Origin of the sequence: Streptomyces sp. NPDC028722, assembly GCF_040637655.1 — a bacterium.
In the GTDB taxonomy this organism is placed as follows: Bacteria; Actinomycetota; Actinomycetes; order Streptomycetales; family Streptomycetaceae; genus Streptomyces.
In genome coordinates this window covers 60,871-75,526 of sequence record NZ_JBEZWU010000004.1, presented here as the reverse complement: position 1 = coordinate 75,526, position 14,656 = coordinate 60,871, and the positions used below count along the sequence as shown (strand labels likewise).

Sequence of the window (14,656 nt, the reverse complement as noted above, 5' to 3'; positions counted from 1 at the left end):
CCCGTCTCCCGGCGGCGTGCCTCACCAGGCCCTCGCCGCAGGCCGCCGCGAGGTCCTTTGCGCAGGTCGTCGCCGGGAACGGAAGGGTCTTCCGCCGGGGTGCGCAACGAATCGCCGCCCGGACCGCGCTCGACGCAACGAACCGTGCACCGGCGCGCAACGGCTCCTGCTTGTCCGGCCGAGCGCGCCGACCGTACCGTCTAATTCGGCCCCCAAACCCCCCGTACCGGTGAGGATCCCGCATGCGCACCGCCCTGCTCCAAGGCTCCGGCCGCCCCGGTTCGATCGTCGAGAACCTCAAGGTCCTCGACGAGGCCGCGGGCCGGGCCGCCGCCGCGGGCGCGGGGCTGCTGGCCGCGCCGGAGATGTTCCTCACCGGCTACGCGATCGGCGACGACATCGCCCGCCTCGCCGAGCCCGCCGACGGCGACTCCGCCGACGCGGTCGCGGAGATCGCCTCACGGCACGGCCTGGCCCTCGCCTACGGCTACCCGGAGCGCGACGGCGACACCGTGTACAACTCGGCGCAGCTGATCTCGGCCGACGGGACCCGGCTCGCGAACTACCGCAAGACCCACCTGTTCGGCTGCTTCGAACGCGACCACTTCACGCCGGGCGAGCGGCACGTCGTCCAGGCCGAGCTGAACGGCCTGACCGTCGGCCTGCTGATCTGCTACGACGTCGAGTTCCCGGAGAACGTCCGCGCCCACGCCCTGGCCGGCACCGACCTCCTCCTCGTCCCGACCGCGCAGATGCACCCGTACCAGTTCGTCGCCGAGTCGATGATCCCGGTGCGCGCCTTCGAGAACCAGATGTACGTCGCCTACGTCAACCGGGTCGGCCGGGAAGGGGAGTTCGAGTTCGTCGGGCTGTCCGTCCTCGCCGGACCCGACGGTGTGGCCCGCGCCCGCGCCGGCCGTGCCGAGCAGCTGGTGGTCGCCGACGCCGACCCCGCCTTCCTGGCCGCCTCCCGCGAGGTCAACCCGTACCTGCACGACCGCCGCCCCGGTCTGTACGGGTCCCTCGTCTGAGCCGTCGCCCGCCGCACCAGCCTCCCCCCTGTTTCACCTCGCGCAAGGAGTCCGTACCCCCATGACGTCCACGGTGCCCAACGCCGTCGAGCACGCCGACGAGCAGCAGCCGCCGATCACCATGTTCGGCCCGGACTTCCCCTACGCCTACGACGACTTCCTGACCCACCCGGCGGGCCTCGGCCAGATACCGGCCACCGAGCACGGCACCGAGGTCGCGGTCATCGGCGGCGGCCTGTCCGGCATCATCGCCGCCTACGAGCTGATGAAGATGGGCCTCAAGCCCGTCGTCTACGAGGCCGACCAGATCGGCGGCCGGCTCCGCACGGTCGGTTTCGAGGGCTGCGACGAGTCGCTGACCGCGGAGATGGGCGCCATGCGCTTCCCGCCGTCCTCCACCGCGCTCCAGCACTACATCGACCTGGTCGGTCTGGAGACCCGTCCCTTCCCCAACCCGCTGGCCGAGGCGACCCCCTCGACCGTGGTCGACCTCAAGGGCGAGTCGCACTACGCCGAGACGATCGGCGACCTGCCGCAGGTGTACCGGGACGTCGCCGCGGCCTGGGGCAAGTGCCTGGAGGAGGGCGCCGACTTCTCCGACATGAACCGTGCCATGCGCGAGCGGGACGTGCCGCGCATCCGCGAGATCTGGGCGAAGCTGGTCGAGAAGCTCGACAACCAGACCTTCTACGGCTTCCTCTGCGACTCCGACGCCTTCAAGTCCTTCCGGCACCGGGAGATCTTCGGCCAGGTCGGCTTCGGCACCGGCGGCTGGGACACCGACTTCCCGAACTCCATCCTGGAGATCCTGCGCGTCGTCTACACCGAGGCCGACGACCACCACCGCGGCATCGTCGGCGGCTCCCAGCAGCTGCCGCTGCGCCTGTGGGAGCGCGAGCCGGAGAAGATCGTCCACTGGCCGTACGGCACCTCGCTGAAGTCCCTGCACGTGGACGGCGAGCCGCGCCCGGCCGTGACCCGGCTGCACCGCACCGCGGGCAACCAGATCACCGTGACGGACGCCAACGGCGACATCCGCACCTACCAGGCGGCCATCTTCACCGCCCAGTCCTGGATGCTGCTGTCCAAGATCGCCTGTGACGACTCGCTCTTCCCGATCGACCACTGGACCGCGATCGAGCGCACCCACTACATGGAGTCCTCGAAGCTCTTCGTCCCGGTGGACCGGCCGTTCTGGCTGGACAAGGACGAGCAGACCGGCCGGGACGTCATGTCGATGACGCTCACCGACCGCATGACCCGCGGCACTTACCTGCTGGACGACGGCCCGGACAAGCCCGCCGTGATCTGCCTGTCCTACACCTGGTGCGACGACAGCCTGAAGTGGCTGCCGCTGTCCGCGAACGAGCGGATGGAGGTCATGCTGAAGTCGCTCGGCGAGATCTACCCCAAGGTCGACATCAGGAAGCACGTCATCGGCAACCCGGTGACCGTCTCCTGGGAGAACGAGCCCTACTTCATGGGCGCGTTCAAGGCCAACCTGCCCGGCCACTACCGCTACCAGCGGCGCCTGTTCACCCACTTCATGCAGGACCGGCTGCCCGAGGACAAGCGGGGCATCTTCCTCGCCGGCGACGACATCTCCTGGACGGCCGGCTGGGCCGAGGGCGCCGTCCAGACCGCGCTGAACGCGGTCTGGGGCGTCATGCGCCACTTCGGCGGCACCACCGACGCCACCAACCCGGGCCCGGGTGACGTCTACGACGAGATCGCGCCGGTGGAGCTTCCCGAGGACTGACCGGGAACACCGACCGAGGCGCGGCCGGCCGGCCCCGGACTCCGGCCGCCCGCGCCTTGTCGAACACCTCGGCGGCGACCGCGGTAGGGGTCGGGTCGGGGCAGGCCCTCGATGCCGTACCGGCCCTGGGCGGTGGGCTCGGCGTACCGGGCCCGCCCGAAGATCCCCAGGCTGTCCTGGCCGGTCCGTTCCGTGGTGCGCGCCACGCAGGGGACGTCCCTGCCGACCGGGTACTGCCGGGTCCGGGGAGGGGAGACGGAGCCGGACCGCCGTGCCGCCGCTCCTGCGCGACCGGGTGCCGGCCGGTCGGCGCACGGCCGTGGCGGACGGGTCAGTCCGTCAGCGGCGTCAGCAGCATCCGTCCCGCGAAGCCCACCGCCGCGTCCAGCCGTTCGGTGAACTCCTCGGCGACGTCGGCGCAGTGCCGCAGCGCCCACAGGGCCCGGGCCGTCGTCCAGGTGGCGTCCCGGGCCCGCTCCAGGCTCCAGGAGCCCAGCAGGTGGGTGAGCGGGTCGGCGATCTGGAGCAGGTCGGGGCCCGGCATCAGGTCCTCGCGGATGCGCTCCTCCAGCGACACGAGGAGATCGCCCACCCGGTCGAACTCGTCCTCCAGATCGCAGGGTTCGCAGTCGAGCGCGCGGCACGTGTCCACCACGGCCAGCGCCAGGTCGTGCCCGATGTGCGCGTTGATGCCAGCCAGCGCGAACTGGAGCGGCCGTACCCCCGGATGGTGGCGGAGCTGGAACAGCGGGCGCCAGCAGGCGGGCGGGCGGCGGTCGCCGGCAGCCGTGTCCACCGCCGTCAGATAGCGCTCGGCGAACCGCACGTCCAGCGTGGCCGCCGCGCGCGGGTCCGCGAACTCCCCGGCGTGCAGGCGCCGGCCGACCTCCTCCGTGACCGCGAGGTAGACCCGGTTGAACACGCCGACGCCGTCCCGCTCGGGCAGGACCGCGCCGAGCGCGCGCATCCGTGAGACGACGTCGTCGACGGGGGTGGTGAGGTGTTCCAGCTGCGCCATGGTGGAAGGGTCGCAGCACCGGGCCGGATGGAGCACCGCCCGGCCCGGTGCTTCGCCGGAACGGGGGAACGCCGGCGGGGGGCGCCCAGGTCGCTCCCGGCCTACGGCTCGGTGGTGCCGCGCTCCGCGTCGTAGGAGGACGTGCCCTCGTCCAGCAGCGGCTCCTGTTGCTTCAGGTGGGCCGGGGCGAGGGCCCGCAGGGCGTGGTAGCCGGTGATGACGACCAGGGTGCCGAGCGCGATGCCACTGAGGCTGAAGGTGTCGGTGAACTTCATGGTGACGTTGCCGACGCCGATGATGATGCCCGCGGCGGCCGGCACCAGGTTCAGCGGGTTGCGCAGGTCCACCTCGGCGTGGCTCCAGATCTGGGCGCCGAGCAGGCCGATCATGCCGTACAGGATGACGGTGATGCCGCCGAGGACGCCGCCCGGGACGGCGGCGACGACCGCGCCGAACTTGGGGCAGACGCCGAAGAGCAGGGCGAAACCGGCGGCGGCCCAGTAGGCGGCGGTGGAGTAGACGCGGGTCGCGGCCATCACACCGATGTTCTCGGAGTACGTGGTGTTGGGCGGGCCGCCCACCGCGGTCGACAGGACGGAGGCGACCCCGTCCGCCGAGATCGCCGTGCCCAGCTCGTCGTCCAGCGGGTCGCCGGTCATCTCGCCGACCGCCTTGACGTGCCCCGCGTTCTCCGCGACCAGGGCGATGACGACGGGCAGCGCGACCAGGACCGCCGACCACTGGAAGGACGGTCCGTGGAAGGAGGGCAGGCCGATCCAGTCGGCGCGCCAGACGCCGGAGAGGTCGAGCCGCCAGTGGTCGGTGAGTTTGCCGCTCGCGTCCACCGAGTGGATCTTGCCGAAGACCTGGTCGAACGCCCAGGAGATGCCGTACCCGAAGGCCAGGCCCAGGAAGATCGCGATCCGGGACCAGAAACCGCGCAGGCAGACCACCGCGAGTCCGGTGAACAGCATCACCAGCAGGGCCGTCCACTGGTCCTGCGGCCAGTAGGTGGAGGCGGTCACCGGGGCGAGGTTGAAGCCGATCAGCATCACGACGGCGCCGGTGACGATGGGCGGCATGGCCGCGTGGATGATCCGGGCGCCGAAGCGCTGCACGGCGAGTCCCACCAGGAACAGCGCGGCACCGACGACGAGGACGGCACCGGTCACGGTCGCGCTCGTCCCGCCCTGGGCGCGGATGACCGCGGCGACCCCCACGAACGACAGGGAGCAGCCCAGGTAGCTCGGCACCCGGCCGCGCGTGGCGAGCAGGAAGATCACGGTCGCCACGCCCGACATCATGATCGCGAGGTTCGGGTCCAGGCCCATCAGCACGGGCGCCACGAAGGAGGCGCCGAACATCGCGACCACGTGCTGGGCGCCCAGGCCCACGGTCCGGGGCCAGGTGAGCCGTTCGTCGGGGCGTACCACCGCTCCGGGCGCGGGCGTGCGCCCGTCACCGTGCAGTTTCCAGCGCACGCCGAGGTCCATGGTGGGGTTCCGCTTTCTCAAGTACGTCAAGAGGGTCCGCACCATTGTCGGCGGACCGGACGGCTGCTCGCGCGCACGGCCCCCCACATCGAGCGGCGGGGCCGCCGGCGGCCGGCCTGCTGACCAGGGGGTTCCCCGCCGGGAACGCTGAGCGGTCGCTTAGTATGTAAAGAGGTCCCGGAGCGCCCGGGGCCGCCACCGTCCCCGTCAGCCACCCTCAGGAGCCCCACCCGTGACCGCACCGGCCCCGACCGCCCCCGCCGTCTCCCACGGCCGGCTGGTCCCCGTCACCGTCCACTTCGACGACCTCGACGCGCTCGGGCTGCTGCACAACGCCCGCTACCCGCTGATGGTCGAGCGGGCCTGGACCGAGCTGTGGAACGAGCACGGCATCCGCTTCGACGGTGACTGGACGGCGGCCGGGGACGCCTGCAACGCGGTCAAGGAACTGCGGATCACCTACGAGGCCCCGGTGACCCGCCCCGGCCCGTACGCCGTCCACCTGTGGCTGGAACGACTCGGCACCACCGGCCTCACCTACGGTTTCCGGTTCTGCTCGGCGGACGGCACCGAGACCTACGCCCACGGCACCCGGGTGCTGGTCCGGCTGGACGCCGCGACCATGCGCCCGGCGCCCTGGAGCGAGACGTTCAGGGCCGCGGGTCGGGCACTGCTGCGCCCCGCGGACTGACCTCCGTACGAGCCCCGCGCTCGGCGGTGCGCAGCACGCCCGCGAACACGGCGAGCCCGGACGCCAGGACCGTCACCACGCAGAACGACACCACCAGGCTGGTCGCCTGGGCCACCCCGCCGATCAGACCCGGCGCGATCAGCCCCGAGGTGTAGGTGATGGTCGCCACACCCGCGATGGCCTGGCTCGGGTTCGGCCCGGCGTGCCCGGCCGCCGCGAAGCACAGCGGCACGACCACCGCGATGCCGAGCCCCATGAGCGCGAACCCGCCCATCGCCACCGCGGGATGCCCGGCGAGGATGACGAGCAGTCCGCCCAGCACGGCCAGCACCCCGCCGGCGCGGACCGTGCGCACCGCCCCGAACCGGTTCGCCACCGCGTCCCCGGCCACCCGGGCCACCGCCATGGTCAGCATGAACGCGGTCGTCGAGGCAGCCGCCAGACCGGCCGAACTGCCCAGCCGGTCCCGCAGGAACACCGCAGACCAGTCCAGGTTCGCGCCTTCCGCGAACACCGCGCAGAAGCCGACCGCGCCGATCAGCAGGGCCGAGCGGGGCGGCAGGGCGAACCGCGGCGGCGGCTCCTCGTCCTCCCCGGGCTGGAGGTCCAGCACCCAGGAGCAGACCAGCAGGCCGAACGCGGTCAGCACGGCCGACGCCAGCACGAAGTGCAGGCGCGCGTCCGAACCGAGATGCGCGGCGAGGGTGCCGGCCGCCGAGCCGATCAGGGCGCCCGCGCTCCACATGCCGTGCAGTCCCGACATGATCGACTTCCCGAGCAGCCGCTCGACCTCGACGCCGAGCGCGTTCATGGCCACGTCGGCCATGCCTGCGGTCGCGCCGTAGGTGAACATCGCCAGGCACAGGGCGACCAGGTTCGGCGCGAGGGACGGCAGCACCAGCGACAGCGTCCACAGCGCCAGCAGCCCGCGCAGGGCCGCGCGGCTGCCGAAGCGGTGGCTGATCCGGCCCGCCAGCGGCATCGCGCAGGACGCGCCGAACGCGGTGAAGGCCAGCGCGAAACCCAGCTGACCTGCGCCGATCGAGGTGTGGTCCTGGATCCACGGCACGCGCGTCGCGAACGAACCGGTCACGGCTCCGTGCACGGCGAAGACGGCCGCCACGGCGTACCGGGCGCGCCTGACCTCGTCCCGCGCGTGGCCCACGTCGCTCATCTCTCCACCCCTCCCCGGGAGTTCCCGCCCCGCTGGCGCCGCACGCGCCGTAAACTATCAGGGACCCTGCCTGATAGATAGCGGGCCTCGGCCCCCGGCCGCCGCGGCCGGTCCGCGCCCATCTGGGAGGATTCCCGTCATGCCCGCAACACCCAGCACCGCCCGGGCCATCAACGACCGGCTGGCCCTGCGGCTGTTGCAGCAGGAAGGCCCGCTCACCGCGGGTCGGCTGAAGCAGCTGACCGGACTGTCCCGGCCGACGGTCGCCGACCTCGTCGACCGGCTCACCGCCGCCGGACTGATCACGGTGGTCGGCGAGTCCGGGGAGCAGCGCCGTGGCCCCAACGCCCGGCTCTACGGCATCGTCGCCGACCGCGCCCACCTCGCCGCCCTCGACGTCCGCACCGCCGGCGTCGTCGTCCTGGTCTCCGACCTCCTCGGGCGGGTGCTCGCCGAAGGGTCCGTGCCGATCCGCGGGGACGCCGGCACCGGTACCGCCGTGGAGCAGGCGGTGGCCGCGGTGGAGCGGACCGCCCGGGAGGCGGGGGCGGACCGTCTGCACACCGTCGGCATCGGCGCCCCCGGCCTCATCGACCCGGTCACCGGCGACCTCCGCGACTCGGCCGGCCTGCCCGCCTGGCACCGCAGCCTCGCCACCGCCCTCCAGGAACGGCTGCCCGGCGCCCGCGTCACCGTCGAGAACGAGACCAACCTGGCCGCCCTGGCCGAACAGCGCGAGGGTGCCGCCCGAGACCGGGACACCTTCGTCCTGCTCTGGCTCGGCCACGGCGTCGGCGCCGCGGTCGTCCTGGACGGCGCCCTGCGCCGCGGTGCCTCCGGCGGCACCGGCGAGATCGGCTTCCTGCCGGTGCCGGGCACGGACTCCCTGCCCTCGGCCCGGGACTGCGGCGGCGGCTTCCATGCCCTGGCGGGGGCGGCGGCCCTCACGTCCTTGGCGGCCCGGTGCGGATTGCCGGCACCGGCGGCGAGGGACGGAGCTGGGGCCGCGGCGGTCGTACGGGAGGCGGTGGCACAGGTGACGTCGGGGGGCGCGGTGCCGGCGGGCGGCGCGCCGGACGCGGTGACGGGTGAAGCGGGGGCGACCGCGGCGAGCGCCGCGGCGGCGAGGGCGCCCGAGGGGTCGGACGGGCTGACGGCCTTTCCCTCTGCGGGGGAGCGGGGAACGGCTGGGGCGGCGGCTTCTTCGGGGGCGGGCGCGGGCTCGCCGGAGGGTGGGCCGGTGGAGCCGGCAGTGGGCGGTCGTCGGGGCGGGGGCGCGGGCTCGGTGGCGATGGCCGGTGCCGGGACGGCCGCTCAGTGGCTCGCCGATACCGGCGAGAGCGCCTCGCAGCGCTTCCTCCGCGTCCTGGCCGACCGGGTCGCCGTCGGGGTCGCCTCCGTCGTGGCCGTGCTGGACCCCGGATGCGTGGTGCTCGGCGGGGAGGTCGGCCGGGCCGGGGGAGCGGTGCTCGCCGGGCTGGTGGAGGAGCGGCTGCGGGCCATGTCGCCCCTGCGCACCGAGGTACGGGCGAGCGGCCTGGGCGGCGCGGCCGTGCTGCGGGGCGCGCTGCTCACCGCCCGGGACCGGGCGCAGGACGAACTCTTCGCACCGCCCGAGCGTCCGACCCCGTGACCGCCGTGCCTCCGCGGGGGCTCGGCGGGGGCTCGGCGGACTTGCGGAGGCCACCACGTCGCGCCTCGGCCCCGTCGCCCTTCAGCTGCGTCGCCCTTCAGCTACGTCGCCCCTCGGCCCCGTCGCCTTCAGCCCACGCCGCCGTTCAGCTCACGCCGCCCCTCCGCCCTTCAGCCCCGCCGCTTCTCAACCCCTCAGCCCTCACCCTTCCCGAACCGTCGGGCCAGGTGCTCCTCGAAGGTGACCTTGCCCTCTGCCCGGTCCGTGGCGAGGTGGCCGCCCGCGCGGAAGGCGCCGTACGTCTTCCCGAAGAGCGGTACGCGTGCCACGGCCCGGCGCCGGCCGGTGGCCCGCAGGTAGGCGCGGGCGAGGGACTCCAGCGTGCGGACCTCGGGGCCGCCCAGGTCCGGTACGCGTCCGGCCGGCGCGCCGAGCGCCAGCGCGGCCAGCCGGCCGGCCACCTCGGCGACCTCCACCGGCTGGTCCGGCACGCCCGCCGGGACCACCAGCACCGGCGGCTTGGCGAGGCCCTGGAAGAGCGTGACCAGCAGGTCGTGGAACTGGGTCGCGCGCAGCACGGTCCAGCCGAGCCCCGACTCCTCGATCTGCCGCTCGACCGCGTACTTGCTCCGGTAGTAGCCGAACGGCACCCGGTCGACGCCGACGATGGAGATGTACGCGAGATGGTCCACCCCGGCCCGCCGGGCCGCCGTGATCAGGTTCCGGGCGGCCTGCTCGTCGCCGCCCCGGGGAGAACTGGCGCAGTGCACGACCGTCCGCACGCCCGCCAGGGCCGCGTCCAGCCCGGCACCGCCCGCGCGCAGGTCGACGGCGTACGGCTGGGTGTGCCGGCTGAGCACCCGTACCTCGTGCCCGTCCGCCCGCAGCCGCTCCGTGACCAGCCGGCCGAGCGTTCCGGTTCCACCGGTCACCAGGATCGTCGTCATGCTGTTCCGTCCCTCCGACACCGGGGCGCTCCGGCCGGAGCGCCCTTCGTCAGGTGGACGGAACAGCCCCCCGGAAACGTGACACGCGTTCCTGGGCGGCCCCCCGGAAACGTGACACGCGTTCCTGGGCGGCCCGGCGGCGGGCAAGGGCCGTCGTCACCGCCGCCGGGCCCGCCCGCACCATAAGAGGACTAGACCAGCTCGGTCAATGGTCCGGACCATCCCAACGCCCGGTGCGAAGCGGCTGGTTGGGCGACTTTCCTGCACGGCGTGAAATGTGCTGTACACACTGTGAGCGAGCCCACACCGTGCGCCGGTCGGGCCGACCACCGGTCGTGGCACACTGGCCCTGTACCAGAAGCAGCGCACTCCGGGGTCGGTGAAAGTCCGAACCGGCGGTTACAGTCCGCGACCCGGTCGCTTCCAGCGGCCGGTTGACCAGGTGAAATTCCTGGACCGACGGTTAAAGTCCGGATGGGAGGCAGTGCGCGGCGGGCGGGCACGCTTTCCGTGTGCGCGCCGCCGTACCGGGCACGTCCGTCCGCGGACGCGTCCCCGTCGGCGACGCCCCCGGTGTGCTCACCCGTAGATTCTGTCGTTCGTCGACAGGCCCCGGAGTCCGTGCCCGAAGAGGCAGGAGGACCCGGGAAGTGTTCACCGGAATCGTCGAAGAGCTGGGTGAGGTCACCGCCGTCGAGAACCTCGGCGACGCGTCGCGCTTCCGGCTCCGCGGCCCCGTCGTGACCGAGGGCGCGCAGCACGGCGACTCCATCGCCGTGAACGGAGTCTGTCTCACGGTCGTCGAGCACGAGGGCGACGAGTTCACCGCCGACGTCATGGCCGAGACCCTGAACCGCTCCAGCCTCGGCGCGCTCACCGCCGGCTCCCGCGTCAACCTCGAACGCCCCACCGCCGTCGGCGCCCGCCTCGGCGGGCACATCGTGCAGGGCCATGTCGACGGCACCGGCCAGATCCTGGCGCGCGAGCCCTCCGACAACTGGGAGATCGTGAAGATCTCCCTCCCCGCGGACCTCTCCCGGTACGTCGTGGAGAAGGGCTCCATCACCGTCGACGGCATCAGCCTCACGGTCGTGGACGCCGGCCCCGACCACTTCACCGTGAGCCTCATCCCGACCACCCTCGCCCTGACCACGCTCGGCGTGAAGCAGCCGGGCGACCCGGTCAACCTCGAGGTGGACGTCATCGCCAAGTACGTGGAGCGGCTGCTCGCGGCCGGACAGGGGGCCGGCAAGTGAACTGGATGAACTCCGAGGCGTTCACCCTCTTCGGTCAGCACATCATCTGGTCGGACATGATCGGCAACATCCTCGGCCTGATCGCCCTCGCCCTGGGCTGGCGCCGCTCCCTGTGGACCTGGCCCGTGCAGTTCCTGTCCGGACTCGTCCTCTTCGCCGCCTTCTACGGCCACCTGACCGGCAGCGCCGGCAAGCAGGCCGTCGTCATGGCCGTCGCGCTGTACGGCTGGTGGCAGTGGCAGCGCAGCAAGGACCGGTCCGGGGACGGCCACATCGCACCCCGCTTCGCCACCTGGCGCGAGCGCGCGGCGATGCTCGCGGCCGCCGCCGTGGGCACGGTCGCGGTCGCCCTGCTCTTCAAGGCGTACCCCGACCTGTCCTGGGACCCGTGGCCCGACGCCTACATCTTCGTCGGCACCATCGTCGCCATGTACGCCCAGGCCAAGAGCATGGTCGAGTTCTGGTTCGCCTGGCTGCTCGTCGACCTCGTCGGCGTGCCCCTCAACTTCGCCAACGGCTACGCCTTCTCCGGCTTCGTCTACGTCATCTACGGCGCGCTCGTCCTGTGGGGCATGCGCGACTGGTGGCTGCGCTCCCGCAGGGCCGCGCAGCCCGTCCTGGAAGGAGCGCCGGCATGACCTCCGCACCACCGCTGTACGGCACCGACCCGATCGAGGACTTCGCGCTCGACCCGGTCGAGCAGGCCGTCGCCGACATCGCCGCCGGCCGCCCGGTGGTCGTCGTGGACGACGAGGACCGGGAGAACGAGGGCGACCTCGTCATCGCCGCCGAGAAGGCCACCCCCGAGATCGTCGCGTTCATGATGAGCGAGTGCCGGGGCCTGATCTGTGCGCCCATGGAAGGCGAGGAGCTGGACCGGCTGCGGCTGCCGCAGATGGTCGAGGACAACACGGAGTCGATGAAAACCGCGTTCACAGTCTCCGTGGACGCCTCCGCCGCTCACGGTGTGAGCACCGGCATCTCGGCGGCCGACCGCGCCACCACGCTCCAGCTCCTCGCCGGCGGGACGGCGCAGCCCACCGACTTCGTCCGCCCCGGCCACGTCTTCCCGCTGCGCGCGAGGCCCGGCGGCGTCCTGGTCCGCGACGGGCACACCGAGGCCGCCGTCGACCTCGCCCGGCTCGCCGGGCTGCGCCCCGTCGGCGCCATCGTGGAGATCGCCGGCGAGGACGGCCGCATGCTCCGGCTGCCCGAGCTGATCCCCTTCGCCCGCAAGCACGGCCTGACGATCATCTCCATCGCGGACCTGATCGCCTACCGGCGCGGCAGCGAGCCCACCGTCCGCCGCGAGGCCGAGACCGTCCTGCCCACCCGGCACGGCACCTTCACCGCCTACGGCTACCGGTCCACCGTCGACGGCGTCGAACACGTGGCCCTGGTCCACGGCGAACCGGGCGACGGCGAGGACGTCCTGGTCCGCGTCCACTCCGAATGCCTCACCGGCGACGTCTTCGGCTCCCTGCGCTGCGACTGCGGCCCCCAGCTGGACACCGCGTTGCGACGCATCCAGGAAGAGGGCCGGGGCATCGTCGTCTACCTGCGCGGACACGAGGGGCGCGGCATCGGCCTGCTGTCCAAACTGCGCGCCTACGCGCTCCAGGAGCAGGGCCACGACACCCTCGACGCCAACCTGGAACTCGGCCTGCCCGCCGACGCCCGCGACTACGGCGCCGGCGCGCAGATCCTCGCCGACCTCGGTGTACGCAGCGTCCGCCTGATGACCAACAACCCCGACAAGACCGAGGCGCTGCTGCGCCACGGCCTGCGGGTCACCGGCCGCGAGCCGATGCCCGTCCAGGCCGGCGAGCACAACCTCCGCTACCTGCGCACCAAGCGGGACCGGATGGGGCACGACCTGCCCTGGCTCGAAACGCCCGCCGAGGCCGCCCCCGCGGCCACCTGCGGCAACCAGTAAGCAAGAGAGAAAGCACCGAGGAGAGACGTGAGCGGCAAGGGCGCACCGGAACTGTCCGTACGCAACGTGAGCGACCTGCGGGTCGCCGTCATCGCGGCACAGTGGCACGAGAAGGTGATGGACGGTCTGGTGAACGGCGCACTGCGCGCCCTGCACGACCTGGGCATCGACGAGCCGACCCTGATCCGGGTCCCCGGCAGCTTCGAACTGCCGGTGGCCGCCAAGGTCCTCGCGGGCCGCGGCTACGACGCCGTGGTCGCCCTCGGCGTCGTCATCCGGGGCGGCACCCCGCACTTCGACTACGTGTGCCAGGGCGTCGCCCAGGGCCTCACCCAGGTCTCCGTCGAGACCGGCGTCCCGGTCGGCTTCGGCGTGCTCACCTGCGACACCGAGGAGCAGGCCCTGGACCGGGCCGGTATCGAGGGCTCGAACGAGGACAAGGGGCACGAGGCGGTGACGGCCGCGGTGGCGACGGCGGCCACACTGCGCTCGGTATCCGAGCCCTGGCACTGAGGCACCGCGCGGACCACGTAGGGTGGGGGCCACCATGTCCAAGAAGACGTTCGAGCAGCTCTTCACCGAGTTGCAGCACAAGGCCGCCCACGGCGATCCCGCCACCTCCCGCACCGCCGAGCTGGTCGGCAAGGGCGTCCATGCCATCGGCAAGAAGGTCGTCGAGGAGGCCGCCGAGGTCTGGATGGCCGCCGAGTACGAGGGCAAGGAGGCGGCCGCCGAGGAGATCTCGCAGCTGCTGTACCACGTCCAGGTGATGATGGTCGCCCGGGGGATCTCCCTGGACGACGTCTACGCCCACCTCTGAGCCGTACCGCACCGCACCCGTAGAGAACGAGCAAAGGAAGCCGACCTCATGCTGCGCATCGCCGTCCCCAACAAGGGTTCCCTGTCCGGCCCTGCGGCGGAGATGCTGCATGAGGCCGGCTACCAGCAGCGCCGCGAGTCCAAGGAACTGCGCATCGTCGACCCGGTGAACGAGGTCGAGTTCTTCTACCTCCGCCCGCGCGACATCGCGATCTACGTCTCCTCCGGCCGCCTCGACATCGGAATCACCGGCCGCGACCTGCTGGTCGACTCGGGCGCCGACGCCGAGGAGATCCTCCCCCTGGGCTTCGCCCGCTCCACCTTCCGCTTCGCCGCCAAGCCCGGCACCGCGGCCGGTATCGAGGACCTCAAGGGCCGCACGGTGGCCACCTCCTACGAGGGCATCGTCGCCCGGCACCTCACCGACAGCGGCATCGACGCCTCCGTCGTCCACCTGGACGGCGCCGTCGAGACCGCCGTCGAGCTGGGCGTCGCCGAGGTCATCGCCGACGTGGTCGAGACCGGCACCAGCCTGCGCAACGCCGGCCTGGAGGTCTTCGGCGAGCCGATCATGAAGTCGGAGGCGATCGTCGTGCGCCGCACCGGCGCCGACGGCGAGGAACCGAAGGTCCAGCAGTTCCTGCGCCGCCTCCAGGGCGTCCTGGTCGCCCGGACCTACGTGATGATGGACTACGACTGCCGGGTCGAGGCGCTGGAGAAGGCCGTGGCGCTCACCCCCGGCCTGGAGTCCCCGACCGTCTCCCCGCTGCACAACGAGGGCTGGGTCGCCGTGCGCGCCATGGTCCCCGCCAAGGAGGCGCAGCGGATCATGGACGACCTCTACGGCATCGGCGCCCGCGCTATCCTGACCACGGCCATTCACGCCTGCCGCCTGTAGG

General features: G+C 72.7%; 14 protein-coding genes and 1 riboswitch. Of the genes, 10 read left to right on the top strand and 4 right to left on the bottom strand.

Annotation, left to right across the window (positions count from 1 at the left end; all coding sequences use genetic code 11):
- Positions 1-242: 242 nt before the first annotated feature.
- Complete coding sequence (locus AB0F03_RS07920) at positions 243-1,031, top strand: carbon-nitrogen hydrolase family protein (protein ID WP_361987644.1); 789 nt, start codon at positions 243-245, stop codon at positions 1,029-1,031.
- Between the two features lie 61 nt (positions 1,032-1,092).
- Positions 1,093-2,790 carry an NAD(P)/FAD-dependent oxidoreductase gene (locus tag AB0F03_RS07915; RefSeq protein WP_361987642.1) on the top strand — a complete coding sequence of 566 codons (1,698 nt, stop codon included), beginning with the start codon at positions 1,093-1,095 and terminating at the stop codon, positions 2,788-2,790.
- A gap of 331 nt (positions 2,791-3,121) precedes the next feature.
- Here AB0F03_RS07915 and AB0F03_RS07910 read toward each other — a convergent pair whose 3' ends face one another.
- Positions 3,122-3,808: a DUF5995 family protein gene (locus AB0F03_RS07910; protein ID WP_361987640.1), complete on the bottom strand. Its 687-nt coding sequence runs from the start codon at positions 3,806-3,808 to the stop codon at positions 3,122-3,124.
- Positions 3,809-3,909: 101 nt separating this feature from the next.
- Positions 3,910-5,301 carry a solute carrier family 23 protein gene (locus tag AB0F03_RS07905; RefSeq protein ID WP_361988213.1) on the bottom strand — a complete coding sequence of 464 codons (1,392 nt, stop codon included), beginning with the start codon at positions 5,299-5,301 and terminating at the stop codon, positions 3,910-3,912.
- 232 nt (positions 5,302-5,533) lie between these two features.
- On the opposite strand from AB0F03_RS07905, the gene AB0F03_RS07900 reads away from it, so the two are divergent.
- Positions 5,534-5,992, top strand: a complete 459-nt coding sequence (locus AB0F03_RS07900) for a thioesterase family protein (protein ID WP_356946108.1) — start codon at positions 5,534-5,536, stop codon at positions 5,990-5,992.
- On the opposite strand, the gene AB0F03_RS07895 is transcribed toward AB0F03_RS07900, so the two are convergent.
- Complete coding sequence (locus tag AB0F03_RS07895) at positions 5,952-7,166, bottom strand: MFS transporter (protein ID WP_361987638.1); 1,215 nt, start codon at positions 7,164-7,166, stop codon at positions 5,952-5,954. The two genes, AB0F03_RS07900 and AB0F03_RS07895, sit on opposite strands and share 41 nt — an antisense overlap.
- A gap of 139 nt (positions 7,167-7,305) precedes the next feature.
- On the opposite strand from AB0F03_RS07895, the gene AB0F03_RS07890 reads away from it, so the two are divergent.
- Positions 7,306-8,799, top strand: coding sequence for an ROK family transcriptional regulator (locus tag AB0F03_RS07890; RefSeq protein WP_361987636.1), 1,494 nt, complete (start codon positions 7,306-7,308; stop codon positions 8,797-8,799).
- Between the two features lie 194 nt (positions 8,800-8,993).
- On the opposite strand, the gene AB0F03_RS07885 is transcribed toward AB0F03_RS07890, so the two are convergent.
- The gene (locus AB0F03_RS07885; protein ID WP_361987634.1) at positions 8,994-9,746 is read right to left on the bottom strand and encodes an NAD(P)H-binding protein; all 753 of its coding nucleotides are present in this window, start codon (positions 9,744-9,746) and stop codon (positions 8,994-8,996) included.
- Positions 9,747-10,107: 361 nt separating this feature from the next.
- A riboswitch (FMN riboswitch) is annotated at positions 10,108-10,238 on the top strand.
- A 158-nt stretch (positions 10,239-10,396) separates the two neighbouring features.
- Between AB0F03_RS07885 and AB0F03_RS07880 the strand changes: the two genes are divergently transcribed.
- Genes AB0F03_RS07880 through hisG form a run of 6 tightly spaced genes read left to right on the top strand, consistent with a single transcriptional unit; the run spans position 10,397 to position 14,655 of the window.
- A complete protein-coding gene (locus AB0F03_RS07880) occupies positions 10,397-11,002 on the top strand; it encodes a riboflavin synthase (protein WP_361987632.1) in 606 nt (201 codons plus the stop codon).
- Complete coding sequence (pnuC, locus tag AB0F03_RS07875; RefSeq protein ID WP_361987630.1) at positions 10,999-11,640, top strand: nicotinamide riboside transporter PnuC; 642 nt, start codon at positions 10,999-11,001, stop codon at positions 11,638-11,640. Before AB0F03_RS07880 ends, pnuC begins: the two co-directional genes overlap by 4 nt.
- Positions 11,637-12,938 (top strand): bifunctional 3,4-dihydroxy-2-butanone-4-phosphate synthase/GTP cyclohydrolase II, encoded by a 1,302-nt coding sequence (locus AB0F03_RS07870; protein ID WP_361987628.1) that lies wholly within the window; start codon positions 11,637-11,639, stop codon positions 12,936-12,938. The genes pnuC and AB0F03_RS07870 overlap by 4 nt, the downstream gene beginning before the upstream one ends.
- A gap of 27 nt (positions 12,939-12,965) precedes the next feature.
- Positions 12,966-13,451, top strand: coding sequence for a 6,7-dimethyl-8-ribityllumazine synthase (gene ribH / locus AB0F03_RS07865; RefSeq protein WP_361987626.1), 486 nt, complete (start codon positions 12,966-12,968; stop codon positions 13,449-13,451).
- Positions 13,452-13,485: 34 nt separating this feature from the next.
- Entirely contained in the window at positions 13,486-13,758 is a 273-nt protein-coding gene (locus AB0F03_RS07860; protein ID WP_059248197.1) for a phosphoribosyl-ATP diphosphatase, read from the top strand.
- Between the two features lie 48 nt (positions 13,759-13,806).
- Positions 13,807-14,655 (top strand): ATP phosphoribosyltransferase, encoded by an 849-nt coding sequence (hisG, locus tag AB0F03_RS07855; RefSeq protein ID WP_361987624.1) that lies wholly within the window; start codon positions 13,807-13,809, stop codon positions 14,653-14,655.
- The last annotated feature ends 1 nt before the right edge of the window (position 14,656 follow it).

What these genes read in the sequence shown, in the direction of transcription:
- AB0F03_RS07920 (WP_361987644.1), top strand. Translation starts at nt 243, where the DNA reads ATGCGCACCGCCCTGCTCCAAGGCTCCGGCCGCCCCGGTTCGATCGTC.
- AB0F03_RS07915 (WP_361987642.1), top strand. Translation starts at nt 1,093, where the DNA reads ATGACGTCCACGGTGCCCAACGCCGTCGAGCACGCCGACGAGCAGCAG.
- AB0F03_RS07910 (WP_361987640.1), bottom strand. Translation starts at nt 3,808, where the DNA reads ATGGCGCAGCTGGAACACCTCACCACCCCCGTCGACGACGTCGTCTCA.
- AB0F03_RS07905 (WP_361988213.1), bottom strand. Translation starts at nt 5,301, where the DNA reads ATGGACCTCGGCGTGCGCTGGAAACTGCACGGTGACGGGCGCACGCCC.
- AB0F03_RS07895 (WP_361987638.1), bottom strand. Translation starts at nt 7,166, where the DNA reads ATGAGCGACGTGGGCCACGCGCGGGACGAGGTCAGGCGCGCCCGGTAC.
- AB0F03_RS07890 (WP_361987636.1), top strand. Translation starts at nt 7,306, where the DNA reads ATGCCCGCAACACCCAGCACCGCCCGGGCCATCAACGACCGGCTGGCC.
- AB0F03_RS07885 (WP_361987634.1), bottom strand. Translation starts at nt 9,746, where the DNA reads ATGACGACGATCCTGGTGACCGGTGGAACCGGAACGCTCGGCCGGCTG.
- AB0F03_RS07870 (WP_361987628.1), top strand. Translation starts at nt 11,637, where the DNA reads ATGACCTCCGCACCACCGCTGTACGGCACCGACCCGATCGAGGACTTC.
- AB0F03_RS07860 (WP_059248197.1), top strand. Translation starts at nt 13,486, where the DNA reads ATGTCCAAGAAGACGTTCGAGCAGCTCTTCACCGAGTTGCAGCACAAG.
- hisG (WP_361987624.1), top strand. Translation starts at nt 13,807, where the DNA reads ATGCTGCGCATCGCCGTCCCCAACAAGGGTTCCCTGTCCGGCCCTGCG.